The organism is Phenylobacterium sp. (assembly GCF_037189685.1).
In the GTDB taxonomy this organism is placed as follows: Bacteria; Pseudomonadota; Alphaproteobacteria; order Caulobacterales; family Caulobacteraceae; genus Phenylobacterium.
Window position 1 is genome coordinate 22,041 of record NZ_JBBCIT010000004.1, and the last position, 17,721, is coordinate 39,761.

Consider the following 17,721-nt stretch of genomic DNA (forward strand, 5'->3'; position numbering starts at 1 on the left):
TCGGCCCCATGCTCCCAAAGGGCCGTCAGCGCCCGGGAGGAAAAGCCATGGACGACGGTTCCATCGACCTGAAGCAGGCTGCGGCGGCCGAGGCCTGGAGCGTGCCGATCGAGGCGCTCAACCCCGCCCAGCCGGACCTGTTCGCCGCCGACGCCATGTGGCCGGTCTTCGAGCGGCTGCGGAAGGAGGCCCCCGTCCACTGGGCGGCGCCGAACGGCGAGTACGACGGCTTCTGGTCGATCAGCCGCTACGCCGACATCATGACGGTGGACACCAACCACCAGGTGTTTTCCTCGGCGGACAACATCGTCCTGCAGACGATCGAGTCCAAGATCGAGGGCGACAAGCGGCCCCGCGGCTCCAGCTTCATCGCCATGGACCCGCCGGGCCACGACGTGCAGCGCAAGGCGGTCAGCCCGGCCGTGGCGCCCGCCAATCTGGCGGCGATGGCGCCCCTGATCCGCGAGCGTGCGGGCGCCATCCTGGACGGCCTTCCCATCGGCCGGGAGTTCGACTGGGTCGACCTGGTCTCGAAGGAGCTGACGGCCATGACCCTGGCCACGCTCTTCGACTATCCGCAGGAACGCCGTCGCGATCTGACCTTCTGGTCCGACATGTTCACCAACGCCCCCGGCCACGGTCCGGCGAAGAGCTGGGAGCACAAGCGCGAGCAGGCCGACGCCTGCTTCGCCGCCTTCGACGCGCTGTGGGCCGAACGGGTGAACGCCGAGCCCCGGTTCGATCTGGTCTCGATGATGGCCCATGCCGAGGCCACCCGGAATCTGGGCCCTCACGACTACCACTCGAACGTCGTGCTGCTGATCATCGGCGGCAACGACACCACGCGGAACACCATCTCGGGCTCGGTCTACGCGCTGAACAAGCACCCGGACCAGTGCGACAAGCTGCGGGCCAACCCGTCGCTGGTCACCTCGATGGTGTCCGAGACCATCCGCTGGCAGACCCCGCTGGCCCACATGGCCCGCACCGCGACCAGCGACTTCGAGCTGGGCGGCCAGACCATCCGGGCCGGCGACCGGGTGGTCATGTGGTACGTCTCGGGCAACCGCGACGACGCCCAGATCGAGAACCCGAACGCCTACATCATCGACCGCGAGCGGCCGCGGAACCACCTGTCGTTCGGCTTCGGCATCCACCGCTGCGTCGGTAACCGGCTGGCGGAACTCCAGCTCACCATCATCTGGGAAGAGATCCTGAAGCGCTTCCCCGAGGTGCGCCTGGTCCGCGAGCCCGAGCGCACGCATTCGGTCTTCGTGAAGGGCTATGAGACCCTGCCGGTGATCATCCCGACGCGGAACTGACGGTCGCGCCCCGACTCCCTGGAGGCTGTCAGGGCCTGCGCTGTCGGGAGTGGGGGTTTGCCCCTCTCTTCCAGGTCGTCATCCCCGGGCTTGTCCCGGGGACCCAGGGTTCCGCTGCCATAGCCTTCTGCGGCGGGCCGCGCGACGCGGTCCGCCCCCACGGCATTGCGGCCGAGGGATGGGTCGCCGGGACAAGCCCGGCGATGACGATCTCAGGTGGTTCAACGCTGCATCGGGACACCGGTCCCTAACAGCCTCTAGGGGCCATCCACCTCAGGCGCCATCCGACTGGGGCGCGCCCGGACGGCTTCGTGTCCGGGCGTGGCTCGGAGTCCGCGGTCTTCCCGCCCAGAGGTTTGCGCCGTGGCCGAAATGCCGATCGAGAGGCAGACCGGCTGTAGGACAGGTTGCCTGCGCGGCGGGGCTTGATCCCGCGCGCCGCAACGGCGACCAGGGACCGGCGTCCGCAAGGGAAGGTCCCCGAATGCCCGAAGCGCCCGGAATGCCTGAAGCGTTCAGCCTGCTGGGCATACTGCTGTCCCTCGCGCTCCTGATGTGGCTGGCCTTCCGCGGCTGGAGCGTCCTCCTCCTGGCGCCGATGGCGGCGGGCCTGGCCGCGACCCTGTCGGGCTTTCCCCTGCTGGCGAGCTGGACCCAGGTCTTCATGCCCAGCGCCGCCACCTTCCTCGCCCAGTTCTTCCCGCTGTTCGTCCTGGGCGCCCTGTTCGGCAAGCTGATGAACGACAGCGGATCGGTGGAGGCGATCGCCGACCTCGTGACCCGGCGGCTGGGCGCGCGGCGGAGCCTGCTGGCGGTGGTCCTCGCCGGCGCGCTCATGACCTATGGCGGCGTCAGCCTGTTCGTCGCCTTCTTCGTCCTCGCCCCGATGGCGCTGGCCCTGTTCCGCAGCGCCGGGATACCCCGGCGCCTGGCGCCCGCGGCGATCATGCTGGGAACCTCCACCTTCACCATGACCGCGCTGCCGGGGACGCCGGCCATCCAGAACGTGATCCCCATGCCGTTCTTCGACACCACGATCTATGCGGCGCCCGGCCTGGGGATCATGGCGGCCGTGATCATGCTCGGGCTGGGGATGGGGTGGCTGACACTGGCCGAGCGCCGCGCCCGCCTGCGCGGCGAGACGTTCGAGGCCGCCGCCCGGGGGCCGGGCGCCTCCGCCGTGCGCGAGCATGCCATCAGCGGCGCCGACTTCGACCCGGCGGAGGTGGCCACCGGCGCCGCCGACGCGGATCGTCCCCCGGCCTGGATCGCGCTCGCGCCGTTCGCGGTGATGATCTCGGCGAACCTCGTCCTCTCGCTCCTGGTCCTGCCCCGGATCGAGATGCCGCTGCTGGCGCGGCCCGAGTGGGGCGCCACCACGATCGCACGCGTGGCGGGCGTCTGGTCGGTCGCGGCGGCGCTGATGCTGGCGATCGTGTCGGTCGTGGCCCTCAACCGCCGGCGTCTCAAGAGCCTTCGCGACAGCATGGGCGCGGGCGCCAACGCGGCGGCCTTACCGGCGCTCAGCGTGGCGAGCCTCGTGGGCTTCGGCGGCGTGGTCGCCGCCCTGCCGGCCTTCCACGCCATCCGCGACTGGGTGCTGGGGTTCGACGGCGGCCCGGTGGTCTCGCTGGCCGTCGCGACGAATCTGCTGGCGGCCATGACCGGCTCGGCGTCGGGCGGGCTGTCCATCGCGCTGGAGGCGCTGGGCGCCACCTATCGCGAGATCGCCGAGGCCCGGGGGATCGATCCCGCGCTGATGCACCGGGTGGCCGCCATCGGCGCCGGGACGCTCGACATCCTGCCGCACAACGGCGCCGTGGTGACGCTGCTGTCCCTCTGCGGAGCCACCCACCGCGAGAGCTACGTCGACATCGCGATCTCGGGCATCCTCCCGGCGCTCGCGGCCCTTGCGGCGGTGGTCGCCCTCGGCTCCATGCTGGGCGCGTTCTGACGGGCCTGCGCTCTAGGCGCCGCCGCCCTGCGGCGTACACTGTCCCCCATGTCCGTCGGACGCCGCTATCACGTGGGCGACCTGCCCGGCCGCCTGATCCGCGAGGCGCGGGCGATGCTGGAGGAGGGCGACCTCAAGCAGTTCAACCTGCGCGCCCTGGCGTCACGGGCCGGGATCACCACCGGCTCGATGTATCATCACTACGAGAGCAAGGCGGCGCTGCTCGGCGAGCTGGCCGCCATCGGCTTCGGCGAACTGCGCCGGTCGCTGGACCAGGGCGACCAGGCGGCGGCGGAGGGCGTGCGCCTGCGCGCCTGGGCCACCGGCTACTTCGCCTTCGCCGGCCGCGAGCCGGCCATGTTCGCCCTGATGTTCGACCCCGAGGTCGCCGACCTGCCCCGGGTGGCCGGCGCGCGGGGCGAGGTGCTGTCGGTGCTGCGCCGCACCGTGGTCGAAGTGGCCGAGGTGCTGGGCCGCGAGAACCCGCCGGTCGACAAGATCACCCTGGCCGTCTGGGCCGCGGCCCACGGCGCCGCCTCCCTCGCCGGGCCGGCGGGCGATCCCGAACTGATCGAAGACGTCATCGCCGGCCTGGAAGCCCTGTTCCGGCCGCAGGCAGCCTGAGGGCTCTGCTTGCGGCGAGGCGGTAGGGTGATTAACATTCAATCGAACTGATTGTAGAGGATTGGCGTGGCCGCGGAAACGAGGGTTCTGACAGCACACGTGCCGGCGGGCCTTGCAGAGAAGGTGGACGCCATGGCGGCGCGTCTCGAGCGCTCGCGCGGATGGGTGATGAAGCAGGCGCTGGCCGCCTGGGTCGATCAGGAGGAAGAGCGTCACCGGATGACGCTCGAGGCCCTGGCCGACGTGGATGCCGGGCGATTGATCGAACATCAAGCGATCCTGGCCTGGGCCGACAGTCTCGCAACCGAAGATCCGCTACCTCCGCCCACGGCATGAATGTCCGGTGGACCGGCAAGGCCTCGTCCGACCTCGCCCGCCTCCATGAGCATCTCCGCCCCGTCGCCCCGCAGGCGGCGACGCGCGTCGTTCGTCAGCTCGCGCAGGCGCCGGGCCGGCTGATCGATCATCCCCGCATCGGCGAGAAGCTGGACGCCTATGCGCCGCGGGAGGTCCGGCGGATCGTCGTCGGCGACTACGAGTTGCGATACGAGATCGCGGCCGGAACCATCATGGTCCTGCGTCTGTGGCATTGCCGGGAGAGCCGCGGCTTCGGCCCGGGCGAATAGCCCGCCCTCACCTTCGGCCTGGAAGCCCTGTTCCGGCCGGGCACCCCGGGCCCGCCGCCTGCGTGAGTTCGGCCGGCCAGCTCAGTTCGTAGACGACGCGCAGCGCGTCGTGGTCCGAGAGGGCCGGGCTGTCGGGCCGGCCGTCGAACATCGTCTCCACCCGCACCGGCCGGATCGCCATTCGCCGGCCGTCCTCGAAGAGCTGGAGGTCCTGAGTGTCCATCCAGGGCTCGTCGCCGTCCCATGACGCCTTCACCGTGCAGAGTTCCGGCTCGTCGACGCAGTAGCGGTGCACCAGGGTGAGGGGCAGCAGGAAGTCGAAGATCTCGAAGCGCGCCTCCGAGCCGCGCATGTTGAAGTCGCCGCCCAGGATCGCCGCATGGTCCGGATTGCGCCGCACGGCCATGAAGGCCGACAGCTCCACCGCCTGGATCGCGTGCGCCGCCGCCGTGCGGCCCCGCGGCGCCCGCGAGGCCTTGCGCGAGTTCATGTGGGTGTTGAACACGTCCACCGGCGCCGGCGCGCCGGGCACCGCGATGCGGGCGAAGAGCGCGCCCTTGTTGCTGAGGCAGTCCAGCCCCGCGCAGCCGCGCCGGCTGAACGGCTCGCCCTCGGCCTCCAGGATGGGATAGCGGCTGGAGACCGCCAGGCCGCCGGTCGTGAACCTGAGGCCCAGTTCCCCCCGCATCCAGTTCCGCCGCCCTGTGGAGCCGGCGGCCGGCAGGTCGCGCCGCGAGCGCCGCCCCGGCCCCGCCGCCTGGGCCGGATAGCCGGCGGTGTCCACGGCGCCCACGGCCGCCTTCGAGAACACCTCCTGGAACAGCACCACGTCGGGGCCCTCGCCCGCCGCGCGCAGCGCCGAGAGCCGAGCCCCGATCTCGCCTAGCTCCGAGGCCCGCCCCCGCCGCGCCGGCCAGCCCAGGCCCTCGACGTTGTAGGTCAGTACGTCCAGCGTCGTGCTCGCCGTCCGCCCGTCGGCCGAGAGCGCGATGTCCGGCGCCGCGACGCCCCCGCAATCCACCGCCCGCGCCTCAGGCAGGGTGGCGCACCCGGCCAGCAGGAGGCCGGCGGCGATCCAGGCCGCCAGTCTGACAGGTGCGGCCGGCCGCTTCGGAATCACACCACCCGGTCGACCAGCTTCTTCTTGATCTCGGCGATGGCCTTGGCCGGGTTCAGGCCCTTGGGGCAGACCTGGGCGCAGTTCATGATGGTGTGGCAGCGGTAGAGCTTGAAGGGGTCTTCCAGGTCGTCCAGCCGCTCGCCCGTGGCCTCGTCGCGGGAATCGATGATCCAGCGGTAGGCGTGCAGCAGCGCCGCCGGGCCCAGGTACTTCTCCTGGTTCCACCAGTAGCTGGGGCACGAGGTCGAGCAGCAGGCGCACAGGATGCACTCATAGAGGCCGTCCAGCTTCTCGCGGTCCTCCGGCGACTGGCGCCATTCCTTCTGCGGCTCGGGCGTCTCGGTGTGCAGCCAGGGCTCGACCGAGGCGTACTGGGCGTAGAACAGGGTCAGGTCCGGCACCAGGTCCTTGACCACCGGCATGTGCGGCAGGGGGCTGATCGCCACCGTGCCCGACGGGCAGTCCTCGTGGCCGTGGATGCAGGCCAGCGTGTTGCGCCCGGCGATGTTCATGGCGCACGACCCGCAGATCCCCTCGCGGCACGAACGCCGGAAGGTGAGGGTGGGGTCCATGGTGTTCTTGATGTGGATCAGAACGTCCAGGACCATCGGCCCGCAGTGGCTGATGTCCACGTCATACGTGTCCCAGCGCGGGTTCTGGCCGTTGTCGGGGTCGTAGCGATAGACCTTGAAGGTCTTCACCTGCCCCGCGCCGGCCGGCGCGGGGTGGTGCTTGCCGCCCGTGACTTTCGAGTTCTTGGGAAGGGTGAGCTGGACCATCTGCGTTGCTGTCCTTCCGGCCTAGTAGACCCGCGCCTTGGGCGGGAACGGGGCGATCTCGTTGGTCATGGTGTAGTCGTGCACCGGGCGGAAATCGATCTTCACCTTGCCCGAGGCGTCGTCGAGCCAGGCGAGCGTGTGCTTCATCCAGTTGGCGTCGTCGCGCTCGGGGAAGTCCTCGTGCGCGTGGGCGCCGCGGCTCTCGGTGCGGTTCTCGGCCCCCGTCACCGTGACCAGCGCCTGGCCGATCAGGTTGTCGAGCTCCAGGGTCTCCATGAGGTCGGAATTCCAGATCATGGAACGGTCCGAGACCTTGAGGTCCGGGCGCTTGGCGTTCACCGCCTTCATCCGCTCGACCCCCGACTTCAGGGCGTCGGAGGTGCGGTAGACGGCGGCGTCCTCCTGCATCGCCATCTGCATCTCCAGGCGGAGCGCGGCGGTCGAGGTGCCGCCGTCGGCGTTGCGGAAGCGGTCCAGGCGGGCCAGGTGGCCGTCGGTCATGGCGGGCTTCAGCTCGGGCTGGGTGGCCCCGGCCTTGACCGTGTCGGCCGCGCGCAGGGCCGCCGAGCGGCCGAACACCACCAGGTCGATCAGCGAGTTCGAGCCCAGGCGGTTGGCGCCGTGCACGCTCACGCAGGCCGCCTCGCCCACGGCCATCAGGCCGGGAACCACCTTGTCGGGGTCCTTGCCGGCCTTGGTCACGACCTCGGAGTAGAAGTTCGTGGGGATGCCGCCCATGTTGTAGTGCACCGTCGGCAGGACCGGGATCGGCTCCTTGGTCACGTCGACGCCGGCGAAGATCTTGGCGCTCTCCGAGATGCCCGGCAGGCGCTCGGCCAGGATCTTCGGGTCCAGGTGGTCGAGGTGCAGGAAGATGTGGTCCTTCTTCGGACCCACCCCGCGGCCCTCGCGGATCTCCATGGTCATGGCCCGGCTCACCATGTCGCGCGGCGCCAGGTCCTTCACGGTGGGCGCATAGCGCTCCATGAAGCGCTCGCCCTCGGAGTTGGTGAGATAGCCGCCCTCGCCGCGGGCGCCCTCGGTGATCAGGCAGCCCGATCCGTAGATGCCGGTCGGGTGGAACTGCACGAACTCCATGTCCTGCAGCGGCAGGTCCGCCCGCAGGATCATGCCGCCGCCGTCGCCGGTGCAGGTGTGGGCCGAGGTGGCCGAGAAGTAGGCGCGGCCATAGCCGCCGGTGGCCAGGATCACGAGCTGGGCCTGGAAGCGGTGCAGGGTGCCGTCGTCCAGCTTCCAGGCGGTCACGCCCCGGCACGTCCCCTCGTCCATGATCAGGTCGAGGGCGAAGTATTCGATGAAGAACTCGGTGTCGTGCGCTAGGCTCTGGCCATACATGGTGTGCAGCATGGCGTGGCCGGTGCGGTCGGCCGCCGCGCAGGTGCGCTGGATCGGGGCCTCGCCGTAGTTCTTGGTCATGCCGCCGAAGGCGCGCTGGTAGATCTTGCCGTCGGGCGTCCGGCTGAACGGCACGCCCCAGTGCTCCAGCTCGTAGACGGCGGCCGGCGCGTTGCGGCACAGGTATTCGATGGCGTCCTGGTCGCCCAGCCAGTCCGACCCCTTGACGGTGTCGTACATGTGCCAGCGCCAGTCGTCCTCGCCCATGTTGCCCAGGGATGCGGAGATCCCGCCTTGCGCGGCGACCGTGTGCGAGCGGGTGGGGAAGACCTTGGTGATGCAGGCCGTCTTGAGCCCCGCCTGGGCGCAGCCCAGCGCCGCGCGCAGGCCCGAACCGCCGGCGCCGACGACGACGACGTCGAACTTGTGATCGATGAACTGGTAGGTCGACATCAGAAGCCTCCGGTCAAGGCGGCCTTGAGGATCGCGAAGACGCCGAGGGCGCCCGCGAGAATGCAGACCGTGAGATTGAGCAACAGCAGGGCCGCCTTGGTGACGAAGCGGTGGATGTAGTCCTCGATGACCACCTGCATGGCGTTCTTGACGTGGATCAGGCCGCAGATCAGCAGCGCGCCCAGCAGGACGCTGTTGACCGGGTGCGCGATCCACTCGAGGGCCGCGGCATGTCCGGCGCCCACCAGGCCCGCGGCGGCGAAGCCGCCCCAGATCACCAGGGGAACCAGCGCCAGGGCCGAGACGCGCTCGACCAGGAAGTGATGGACGCCGTGGTGGGCCGAGCCCAGGCCGGCGGCGACGGAGCGCGGCGTGCGGAAGCGTTGATCGGCCATCACAGGGCCCCCAGCATCGCGAGGCCGGCCCAGAACGCGACCGCGGCGGCGATCCCGAAGGCGATGGTGGCCCAGGCGGTGGCCTCGGCGGTCTTGATCTGGAAGCCGTGGCCAAGGTCCCAGAAGGCCTGGCGGACGTTGTAGGCCAGGTTGAAGAACACCATGACCGTGATGCCGAAGAGCACCAGCAGGCCCAGGGGCGATCCGACCACGCCTTCGTAGGCCGCCGAGGCGTCGGGCCCGGCCGCCAGCGCCACCAGCCAGCCGGCGAGCAGGAGGAGGCCCAGGTAGAGGGCGAAGATGCTGGCCCGATGCAGGATCGAGGTGGCCATGGTGATGTGCCATCGCCAGATCTGCAGGTGCGGCGACATCGGACGGTCGGCGGGACCGCGTGGAACGGTGGACATGGCTAGAGCCGGCCTCCCCAAAAGCCTTCGGCCCCGCGGGTTTTAGGCGCCGGGCGAACGGTGTCAACGAACGGCCCGGGCGTTCCGCCTTCGCCGTGCCTTGTGATGGAACGTGAGGCGCCTCCAGTTGCGAATGCTTCGCAATATCCGAAGTCTGGGCGGCGGCCTTTACGTTCGCGTCGCCCGAAGTCTCCCTCGCGTCCCGCTTGGAGGCAATGCGCGATCACGGTAGGTTTCCTTCGCGAAAGGCGAAGGATGCGCTTCGATCTCACCGACCTCCGGCTGTTCTCCGACGTGGCCGACGCCGGCTCGATCACCGCGGGCGCCGAGAAGAGCGCCCTGGCGCTCGCCGCGGCCTCCACCCGCATCCGCAACATGGAGGCCGCGCTGGGAGCGTCGCTGCTCACCCGGTCCCGGCAGGGCGTGACGCTGACGCCCGCCGGCCGCACCCTCCTGATGCACGCCCGAACGATCCTGGGCCAGGCGGCGCGGATGCGCGAGGACCTGTCGGCCTTCGCCGGCGGCCTCTCGGGCGAGGTGCGGCTGCTGGCCAACACCAACGCCCTGACCGAATTCCTGCCCGAGGCGCTGTCGTCGTTCCTGGCCGCCCACCCCCACGTCAGCGTCGACCTGGAGGAACGGCTCTCGGACGAGATCGTGGGGCTGATCGCCGAGGGCGTCGGCGACATCGGCATCGTGGCCGGCACGGTCGAGGTGGGCGCGCTCGAGACCTTCCCCTTCCGCTCGGACCGCTTCGTGGTGGTGGCCGGGCGCGGCCATCCGCTGGCGGGCCGTACGCGGGTGAGCTTCGCCGAGGTGCTGGCCTACGACCTCGTGGGGCTGGAGCGGTCCAGCTCGCTCCAGCGGTTCCTGGTGGCCAAGGCGGCGCGCGCGGGCGTTCCCTTCCGCGCGCGCGTCCAGCTCCGCAGCTTCGACGCGGTCTGCCGCCTCGTCGAGGCCGGCGTCGGCGTCGGCGTGGCCCCGGCCACCACCGCCTACCGCGCCGCCCGCACCATGGCCCTGGACGTCATCGAGCTGGCTGACGACTGGGCGCGCCGCGATCTCAACATCGTGGTCCGCTCCCTGGACGGCCTGCGCCCCTACGCCCGCGCCCTGGCCGACGCGCTGCGGGGGTGACCTGACGCGCCGGCGGGCGAACGGGGTAGATAGCCTCGTCATGGAGCCCGGGGATGTCCGCGAGGCTTTTAAGACTCGCTCGGGCCGTCTGCTTGGCCGCCCGCCCGGCCACCGGTGAAACGGCGCTCTCACTCCCGCCAATAGTCATGTCGGTTCGCGCCGTCATGGCGGCGGGACGTCAGGCAGCAGCGCTTGAAACAACCTCCCGGAGCGGCAGGGACAGGGATCGTTACGGCCCAGCTTCTCGACGAGCTGGACGTCCCCGTGCACGAACCGCACGCCACGCTTGACGTGGGTCTCGGAGGGGAAAGGACCTCCGGCGCTTAGAGGTGACCTCGAAAGCAGGCGAGGTCGGAGATGTTGCGGGGCTTGCGCATGGCTGCCTCCTGTCCGTGGCGGAGCGCCGCCTTTAGCGTAGCTGGGCCTTCACAGCTACCGGTCTTCCAGCCAGTCGGCCGAGCGCATCTCCTGCAGGCGCGAGGCGGTGCGCTCGAACTCGAACGCGCCGTCGCCCTCGGGATACAGCTTCACCGGCTCGGCCTCGGCCAGGACGATGAGGCGCGTCTTCGCCTCGTAGAGCGCGTCGACGAGGATCACGAGGCGGCGCGCCTCCTCCCGTCGGTTGGCGGTGAGCTTGGGCAGGCCCTCCAGGAACACCGTATGGAACCGCTGGGCCACGGCGATGTAGTCGTTCGGCCCAAGGGCCACCGAGCACAGGCTGGCGAAGCTCGCCCGAAGGAGCCCTCCCGCCGCGTGCGGGAAGTGCACCTTGCGGCCCAGGACCTCGACCGTCTCGCCGGTCTCCTCCTCGGGGCCCAGCATCTCGCGCCACAGGCTGTCGAAGGACCGCTGGTTGTCGGGATCGAGGGGCGAAAACCACGTGCCGACCGCGCGAAGGCGATCCAGGCGATAGTCGTGCGGCCCGGCGATGGTCACCACCTCCACCCGGCGCTTCAGGAGGTCGATGAACGGCAGGAAGAGCTGGCGGTTGATCCCGTTGCGATAGAGCTCGTCCGGCAACCGGTTCGACGTGGTCACCAGGGTCACGCCCCGCGCGAACAGCGCCTCGAACAGCCGCCCCAGGATCATGGCGTCGGCGATGTCGGTGACCTGGAACTCGTCGAAACAGAGAAGGTGGGCTTCCCCGGCCACCACGTCGGCCACGGGCGCGATGGGATCGTCCCCCTTGTGCTGGCCGAAGCGGGCCTTGCGGGCCGCCGCGTCGCCCTTGCGCCAGGCGTCGATCAGGCGGTGGACCTCGCCCATGAAGACGTGGAAGTGGGTGCGCCGCTTGGCCGCCACCGGGACCGTCTCGAAGAACAGGTCCATCAGCATGGTCTTGCCGCGGCCCACCGGCCCGATGAGGTAGACGCCCCGCTGGCTCTCGGGCTTGTGGAACAGCTTCCTGAGGCCGCCGCCCGGCCGCGCCGCCGCGAGGTCGGCCTCCAGGCGGATCAGGGGGGTCAAGGCGGCCGCCTGGGCGGGGTCGGGCCGGATCTCGCCCGAGCGGACCCGGTCGTCATAGGCGGCTTGCAGGCCGGATTTCGGGGAGGAGGCCATGCGCGTCGCCTATCCGCGCCGGCGCGCCGGCGCAAGGCGGCGCTGCATGGTCAAGCTTCACCTTAAGAGGGAAACCTTTGTCTGGCGCCCGCTATTCGGGTGTAATGCCCGACGCCGCCCGGCGCGACGGAGGAGGACGCCATGCAGATCGTCGACCACAGGTTGAAGCCGGGCTGGTACAAACCGTCCCCCAACGTCGGCGGCGCGTTGAACAGGCCGACCCTGCTGGTCATGCACTTCACGGCCGGCGGCGGATCGGGGCCCAAGGGGGTCGCCGACTACTTCCTGCGCCCCGAGGCCAAGGCGTCGGCGCATGTGGTCGTCGGCCGCGATGGCGGGGTCCTCCAGGTCGTGCCGTTCAACGTGAAGGCCTGGCACGCTGGCCGTTCAGTCTGGCGCGGCCAGTCCAACTGCAACGACTTCTCCATCGGCATCGAGATCGACAACTGGGGCCGCCTCACGCGCACCGCCGACGGGCTGGTGCGGAGCTGGACGAACGCGGTGGTGGATCCCGGAAAAGCCGCCGAGCTGACGCACAAGAACGAGACGTCGCGCTCGCTCTGGGAGACCTACAACGAGACCCAGCTCCAGGCGGTGGTGCAGGTGACCCGGGCGATCCTGGCGGCCTATCCGTCGATCACCGAGATCGTCGGTCACGACGACATCGCCCCCGGCCGCAAGACCGATCCCGGCCCCGCCTTCCCGATGGGCCGCTTCGTCGCCCTGGTCGAGGGGCGCGGCGATCGCGCGCCGATCACCCGTCGCGTGACCGCCAGCCGGCTCAACGCCCGCGGCGGCGCCGGGCTCGACTTCGAGGTGCTGGGCGTCTTCACCCAGGGGACGCAGGTCGAGGTGATCTACGATTCCCCCGGCCCCTGGGCGCAGGTGAAGGGCCGGCTGTCCGACGGCGCCGAGGTCACCGCCTGGGTCGCCGACCAGTACCTCGCCTGAGGCTACCTCGCCTGAGGCCAGGATCGCCCCACGTCTCCCGCCGGGCGCGGTTTGATCTCGCGCAAGGCGCGTCGCCCGCTCTGCGGCGACCGTAGCCGCGACGCGGCCTCCGTGCATTGCCCGGGCATGGCCGGCGCCGCGTTCAGGGCGGGCAGGCGCGCGCAGACGCGCCCGATGGCGGGAGGGGTTGCGATGAGCACGCCGTGGCGGCTTCCCGACGTGGCGGACGTCGGCTTCGACGCGCCCTTCCGCTGGCTCGCGGGCGGCTGGGCCGATCTGTGGCGGACGCCCGGCCCGTGCCTCGCCTATGGCTTCGGGGTCTCGGCCCTGCTGGCTGCGGCGGCCTGGGGCCTCTACGCCTCCAGCCTCGCGTTCTGGGCCGTGATCGCGGCGCTGGGCCTGGTCCTCGTCGCGCCGATCCTGGCGATGGGACCGTACGAGGCCGGCCGGCGGATCGAGGCCGGCGAGCCGGTGCGACTGGGCCGGATCGTGCTGGTGCGCACCGCTCTGCGGCCCGACGTCTTCCTTTTGGGCGTGGCGCTGTTCCTGATCTTCTCGATCTGGCTGCAGGCGGCCCAGATCGTCTACGGCCTGTCCACCTACCAGTTGCACGACACCCTTCCGGAGTTCCTCGCCTTCGCGCTCGGGACCGGGGAGGGCCGGCGCATGCTGGTGGCTGGCGGCCTCGCGGGCGGCGTGATCGCGTTCGCGGCCTATACGCTGGTCGTGGTCTCCGCGCCCATGCTCCTCGATCCGCGGTACGACGTCTTCATGGCCTCGGTGACCAGCGTGCGCACCGTGCTGCGCAACCCGGGGCCGATGATGCTGTGGGCGTTCGTGGTGGCGGCCCTGGTGCTGGGCTCGGTCGCCACCGGGTTCGTCGCCATGATCGTCGTCCTGCCGTGGCTGGGCCTGGCGAGCCGGCGGGCCTTCCGCGCCCTGGTCGTCCCGCACGAGGCGGCCGCCGCGACCGGCCCCGCAGGCGAAGGGGCGGAAGTTCGGCCGTGACTCCGGCGCGTCACGGTTCTATAGCGCCGCCGTCATGACGCGGATCGCGCACCCTCACGGCCACCACCACCATCCGACCCTGGCGGGTCCGGATCGGGTGCGCGCGGCCTGACGCGACCCGTTCCGAAGCCCCGCCGAAGCGGACGGGGCTTTGACTTTCGAGCTTCGTCCGTCGCCCTCCTTCCCTGAGAGACGACCGATGAAAGACACCCCTGCCGCGATCCCCGGCTTGAGCGGCGCCCCGCCAGCCGATAAGCGCGCCCCCATGAGCGAACAGAACCGCCCCGAAGCCCGCGCGCCGCGGGGCTTCGTCGATCGTCGTGGCCGCGACGTGGCCGCCGAGCGCGCCATCCTGTCGGCCGTCTCGAAGGTCTACGAGAGCTGGGGCTTCGAGCCGCTGGAGACCGGGGCGTTCGAATACGCCGACGCCCTGGGCAAGTTCCTGCCCGACGCCGACCGGCCGAACGCGGGCGTCTTCGCGCTCCAGGACGACGACGACCAGTGGATGGCGCTCCGCTACGACCTCACCGCGCCCCTGGCCCGGTTCGCGGCCCAGACCTGGGAGACCCTGCCCAAGCCGTTCCGCCGCTACGCTTACGGCCCGGTCTGGCGCAACGAGAAGCCCGGCCCCGGCCGCTTCCGCGAGTTCGTCCAGTGCGACGCCGACACGGTGGGCTCGGCCCGCCCCGAGGCCGACGCCGAGATCGTCGCGATGGCGGTGGAAGCGCTGGAGGCCGCCGGCCTGCCCGCCGGCTCGGCGGTGATCCGGATCAACAACCGCAAGCTCCTGAACGGCCTGATGAGCGCCATCGGCGTCGACAGCGACGCCCAGAAGCTCGCCGTCCTGCGGGCCGTCGACAAGCTGGATCGCCTGGGTCCCGACGGCGTGCGCCTGCTGCTGGGCGAGGGGCGCAAGGACGAGTCCGGCGACTTCACCAGGGGCGCGGGCCTCGACGCCTCGGGCGCCGAGCGCGTGCTGGCCTTCACCGCGGCGGGCGCAGGCGGGCGCGGCGACACGCTGGCGAAGCTGGCCGAGGTGATCGGCGGGTCCGCCGAGGGCGACGAGGGCCTGGCCGAACTCGCGGCCATCGACGCGGCCCTCTCCGGCCTGGGCGTCGGCCCCGACCGGGCGGCTTTCGATCCCTCGGTGGTGCGCGGCCTGGAATACTACACCGGCGCGGTCTTCGAGGCCGAGCTGCTGCTCTCCACCACCGACGAGAAGGGCCAGCCGATGCGCTTCGGCTCCATCGGCGGCGGCGGGCGCTACGACGACCTCGTGGCCCGCTTCACGGGCGAGCGCACGCCGGCCACCGGCTTCTCGTTCGGCGTCTCGCGCCTGGCCGCGGCGCTGCGGGCCGCCGGGCGGGAGCTGGGCGCCGCCACGCGCGGCCCCGTGGTGGTGATCGCGTTCTCGCAGGAGCGCATGGCCGACTATTTCGCCCTGGCCAGGGAGATCCGCGCCGCCGGCGTCCCGGCCGAGGTGTACCTGGGCGGCTCGGGCATGAAGGCCCAGATGAAGTACGCCGACCGCCGCCTCTCGCCCGCCGCCATCATCGTCGGCGACGACGAGCTGGCCGCCGGCACGGTGACGGTGAAGGACCTCGACCTCGGTCGCGCGCTGGCCTCGAAGGTGGCCGACAACGCCGCCTGGCGCACCGAGCGTCCCGGCCAGCAGACGATCCCGCGCGCCGAGCTGATCCCGGCGCTGCGCCGCATCCTGGACGCCGGCTGATGCGCCTCGAACCCCCCGTGCCCGCCGAGGTGCTGGCCGCCATCCGCGCGCCGCTGGAAAGCTCGGGCGCCGCCCGCGCCGACGCGCCGCTGCTGCAACCGCTGAACCTTCTGCTCGACCTGGCCGGCGAGGCCATGCGCGCCCGCCTGTTCGTGGTCCAGGCCGAGGGCGGCGCCGAGAGCTGCCTGCGCCCCGACTTCACCGTGGCCATCGCCCGCCGGCACATCGAGGGCGGCCGCGCGGCGGGCGCCTACTGGTACGAGGGCGCGGCCTTCCGCGCCGCGTCCGGGGACGACCGGCCCGAGGAGTTCGTCCAGGTCGGGCTTGAGATGTTCTCGCCCGGCGGCGGAGCGGTCGAGGCGGCTGACGCCGAGATCGCCGGCCTGGCCTGGCAGGCGGCGTCCGCGGGCGGCCGGGACGACCTCTCGCTCTGGCTGGGCGACGTGGCCCTCTTCGGCGCCTTCGTCGACAGCCTGGACCTGCCCGCCGCCCTGGCCGCCCGGCTCAAGCGGGTGGCGGGCCGGCCGCGCCTGCTGTGGTCCGAGCTGTCCCGCACCACCGGACGGCCGCCCGAGGGCGGCGCGCTTGCAGGGCTGCTGGCAGGTCTCTCCGAGGCGCAGGCCGGCGCCCTGCTGGAGGAGGTGTGGAGCCTCGCCGGCGTCGAGCCGGTCGGCGGCCGCGGCCCGGCCGAGATCGCCGCCCGCCTGGTCCGCAAGGCCGAGGCCGCCCAGGCGCCCGCGCTGTCCGACGCCCAGGCCGAAGCCGTGCGCGCCTTCATGGCCATCGACGATTCCCCGGCCTACGCCTTCGCCCGGATGCGAGCGCTGGCCGGGCCCAGGGACGCGGCGCTGAAGGCCGCTCTGGCCGGGTGGGAACAGCGGCTGGGCGACCTGGCCCGCGCCGCGCCCGCCGACCGCATCCGCTTCACCCCGGCCCTGGGCCACGCCTTCGAGTACTACGACGGCCTGACCTTCGAGGTGCGCAGCGACGCGGTGGGCCCGGAGCGGCCCGTGGCCGTCGGCGGCCGTTACGACGGCCTGCTGGCGCGCCTGGGCGGCCAGCACGGCGTTGGCCGGGCGGTAGGCTGCATGGTGCGCCCGTGGCGCGCCTGGATAGGCGGTGAAGACGGCGCGGGCGGGGCGGCCGGCAGCGGAGGCGTCCAATGAGCGGGCTGGTCATCGCGGTCCCCTCGAAGGGCCGCCTCAAGGAGCAGGTCGAGGGCTGGTTGGCCGACGGCGGCCTGAAGCTGGAGGTCACCGGCGGCGCGCGCGGCTATCTGGCGGCCCTGCGCGGCCTGCCCGGCGCCCAGGTGCGCCTCTTGTCCGCCGCCGACATCGCCGACGCCCTGGACGCCGGCGAGGTCCACCTGGGCGTCACCGGCGAGGATCTGCTGCGCGAGCGGGGCGAGGACCTGGACGCCCGCGTCCTGCTGCTGCGCGCCCTGGGCTTCGGCCGCGCCGACCTGGTCGCCGCCGTGCCCAAGAGCTGGCTCGACGTCGACACCATGTCCGACCTGGAGGAGGTGGCCCACGACATCCTGGCCCGCACCGGCCGGCGGATGCGGGTGGCGACCAAGTACCTCGTCCAGACCCGTGGCTTCTTCGCCCGTCACGGCGTGGCCGACTATCGGATCGTGGAGTCCGGAGGCGCCACCGAGGGCGCGCCCGCCGCCGGTTCGGCCGAGATCGTGGTCGACATCACCACCACCGGCGCGACCCTCCAGGCCAACGGGCTGAAGGTGCTGTCCGACGGCGTGATGCTGAAGAGCCAGGCCCAGCTCGCCGCCTCGCTCCGGGCCGACTGGAGCGCTGGGGCGCTGGCGTCGGCCGAGCGGCTGCTTCGGATCGTGGAGGCCCGCGCCGCGGCCCTGCGCAGCGCCACGCTGTCGTGGCCGGGGCGCGGGGATGCGGCGGAAGCGGCGGCGATCGAGGCTCTGGTGGCGGCCGGCGCCTCGCGCCGCCCGAACGGCCTGCTGGTGGATTCGACTCAGGTGTCGGATGCGGGAATCACCTTGGCCGGGGCGGGGCTCGGCCCCGTGACGGTATCCCGCCCGGAATTCGTCTTTGACGTGAGTTGCCCGGCGTTCGACACGCTGAGCGCGAGAATAAATTGACGTAACAGATAAAAAACGGCGTAAAATTTCCACCGGATCGCGAATTTCTGCTCCTGACGTGCCTTTGGCGGGGGTTTGGCCCGTTGACTCGGGCAGAAAATTGCCGTTCTGTCATGTGGCGAGAGACATGAAGGCGCCTAGTCCTGAAGTCTCCGGCGTTTCGGGGAGGAAACGCCCGCTCATT

17 protein-coding genes are annotated in these 17,721 nt (G+C 71.4%); 11 read left to right on the forward strand and 6 right to left on the reverse strand.

What is annotated here, in order from left to right:
• Window positions 1–47 precede the first annotated feature (47 nt).
• From WG212_RS02335 to WG212_RS02355, 5 genes are all read left to right on the forward strand, one after another.
• Complete coding sequence (locus WG212_RS02335; RefSeq protein ID WP_337185452.1) at window positions 48–1,322, forward strand: cytochrome P450; 1,275 nt, start codon at window positions 48–50, stop codon at window positions 1,320–1,322.
• A 502-nt stretch (window positions 1,323–1,824) separates the two neighbouring features.
• A complete protein-coding gene (locus WG212_RS02340; RefSeq protein WP_337185453.1) occupies window positions 1,825–3,276 on the forward strand; it encodes a GntP family permease in 1,452 nt (483 codons plus the stop codon).
• 48 nt (window positions 3,277–3,324) lie between these two features.
• On the forward strand, window positions 3,325–3,900 hold the full coding sequence (locus WG212_RS02345) for a helix-turn-helix domain-containing protein (protein WP_337185454.1): 576 nt from the start codon (window positions 3,325–3,327) through the stop codon (window positions 3,898–3,900).
• 66 nt (window positions 3,901–3,966) lie between these two features.
• Window positions 3,967–4,236, forward strand: coding sequence for a ribbon-helix-helix domain-containing protein (locus WG212_RS02350; protein WP_337185455.1), 270 nt, complete (start codon window positions 3,967–3,969; stop codon window positions 4,234–4,236).
• Complete coding sequence (locus WG212_RS02355; RefSeq protein WP_337185456.1) at window positions 4,233–4,526, forward strand: type II toxin-antitoxin system RelE/ParE family toxin; 294 nt, start codon at window positions 4,233–4,235, stop codon at window positions 4,524–4,526. The genes WG212_RS02350 and WG212_RS02355 overlap by 4 nt, the downstream gene beginning before the upstream one ends.
• 7 nt (window positions 4,527–4,533) lie before the next feature.
• Here WG212_RS02355 and WG212_RS02360 read toward each other — a convergent pair whose 3' ends face one another.
• The 5 genes from WG212_RS02360 to sdhC are packed head-to-tail and all read right to left on the reverse strand — an operon-like array spanning window position 4,534 to window position 9,036.
• On the reverse strand, window positions 4,534–5,646 hold the full coding sequence (locus tag WG212_RS02360) for an endonuclease/exonuclease/phosphatase family protein (protein ID WP_337185457.1): 1,113 nt from the start codon (window positions 5,644–5,646) through the stop codon (window positions 4,534–4,536).
• Window positions 5,643–6,425 carry a succinate dehydrogenase iron-sulfur subunit gene (locus WG212_RS02365; protein ID WP_337185458.1) on the reverse strand — a complete coding sequence of 261 codons (783 nt, stop codon included), beginning with the start codon at window positions 6,423–6,425 and terminating at the stop codon, window positions 5,643–5,645. Before WG212_RS02365 ends, WG212_RS02360 begins: the two co-directional genes overlap by 4 nt.
• Window positions 6,426–6,446: 21 nt before the next feature.
• Window positions 6,447–8,234, reverse strand: coding sequence for a succinate dehydrogenase flavoprotein subunit (gene sdhA, locus WG212_RS02370; RefSeq protein ID WP_337185459.1), 1,788 nt, complete (start codon window positions 8,232–8,234; stop codon window positions 6,447–6,449).
• Complete coding sequence (sdhD, locus tag WG212_RS02375) at window positions 8,234–8,629, reverse strand: succinate dehydrogenase, hydrophobic membrane anchor protein (protein ID WP_337185460.1); 396 nt, start codon at window positions 8,627–8,629, stop codon at window positions 8,234–8,236. The genes sdhA and sdhD overlap by 1 nt, the downstream gene beginning before the upstream one ends.
• A complete protein-coding gene (gene sdhC / locus WG212_RS02380) occupies window positions 8,629–9,036 on the reverse strand; it encodes a succinate dehydrogenase, cytochrome b556 subunit (RefSeq protein ID WP_337185461.1) in 408 nt (135 codons plus the stop codon). The genes sdhD and sdhC overlap by 1 nt, the downstream gene beginning before the upstream one ends.
• Before the next feature lie 255 nt (window positions 9,037–9,291).
• On the opposite strand from sdhC, the gene WG212_RS02385 reads away from it, so the two are divergent.
• Window positions 9,292–10,173, forward strand: coding sequence for a LysR substrate-binding domain-containing protein (locus WG212_RS02385; RefSeq protein WP_337185462.1), 882 nt, complete (start codon window positions 9,292–9,294; stop codon window positions 10,171–10,173).
• A 432-nt stretch (window positions 10,174–10,605) separates the two neighbouring features.
• Here the strand turns inward: WG212_RS02385 and zapE are convergent, their stop codons facing one another.
• On the reverse strand, window positions 10,606–11,733 hold the full coding sequence (gene zapE / locus WG212_RS02390) for a cell division protein ZapE (RefSeq protein WP_337185463.1): 1,128 nt from the start codon (window positions 11,731–11,733) through the stop codon (window positions 10,606–10,608).
• Between the two features lie 141 nt (window positions 11,734–11,874).
• Here zapE and WG212_RS02395 point away from each other — a divergent pair, with 141 nt between their 5' ends.
• The 5 genes from WG212_RS02395 (at window position 11,875) to hisG (ending at window position 17,537) form a co-directional block, all read left to right on the forward strand.
• Window positions 11,875–12,684 carry an N-acetylmuramoyl-L-alanine amidase gene (locus tag WG212_RS02395; RefSeq protein ID WP_337185464.1) on the forward strand — a complete coding sequence of 270 codons (810 nt, stop codon included), beginning with the start codon at window positions 11,875–11,877 and terminating at the stop codon, window positions 12,682–12,684.
• Window positions 12,685–12,876: 192 nt separating this feature from the next.
• Window positions 12,877–13,692, forward strand: coding sequence for a DUF2189 domain-containing protein (locus tag WG212_RS02400; protein WP_337185465.1), 816 nt, complete (start codon window positions 12,877–12,879; stop codon window positions 13,690–13,692).
• 265 nt (window positions 13,693–13,957) lie between these two features.
• Window positions 13,958–15,424 (forward strand): histidine--tRNA ligase, encoded by a 1,467-nt coding sequence (gene hisS, locus WG212_RS02405; RefSeq protein WP_337185466.1) that lies wholly within the window; start codon window positions 13,958–13,960, stop codon window positions 15,422–15,424.
• Entirely contained in the window at window positions 15,424–16,590 is a 1,167-nt protein-coding gene (locus WG212_RS02410; protein ID WP_337185467.1) for an ATP phosphoribosyltransferase regulatory subunit, read from the forward strand. Before hisS ends, WG212_RS02410 begins: the two co-directional genes overlap by 1 nt.
• Window positions 16,587–17,537 carry an ATP phosphoribosyltransferase gene (hisG, locus tag WG212_RS02415; protein WP_337185468.1) on the forward strand — a complete coding sequence of 317 codons (951 nt, stop codon included), beginning with the start codon at window positions 16,587–16,589 and terminating at the stop codon, window positions 17,535–17,537. The genes WG212_RS02410 and hisG overlap by 4 nt, the downstream gene beginning before the upstream one ends.
• Window positions 17,538–17,721 lie beyond the last annotated feature (184 nt).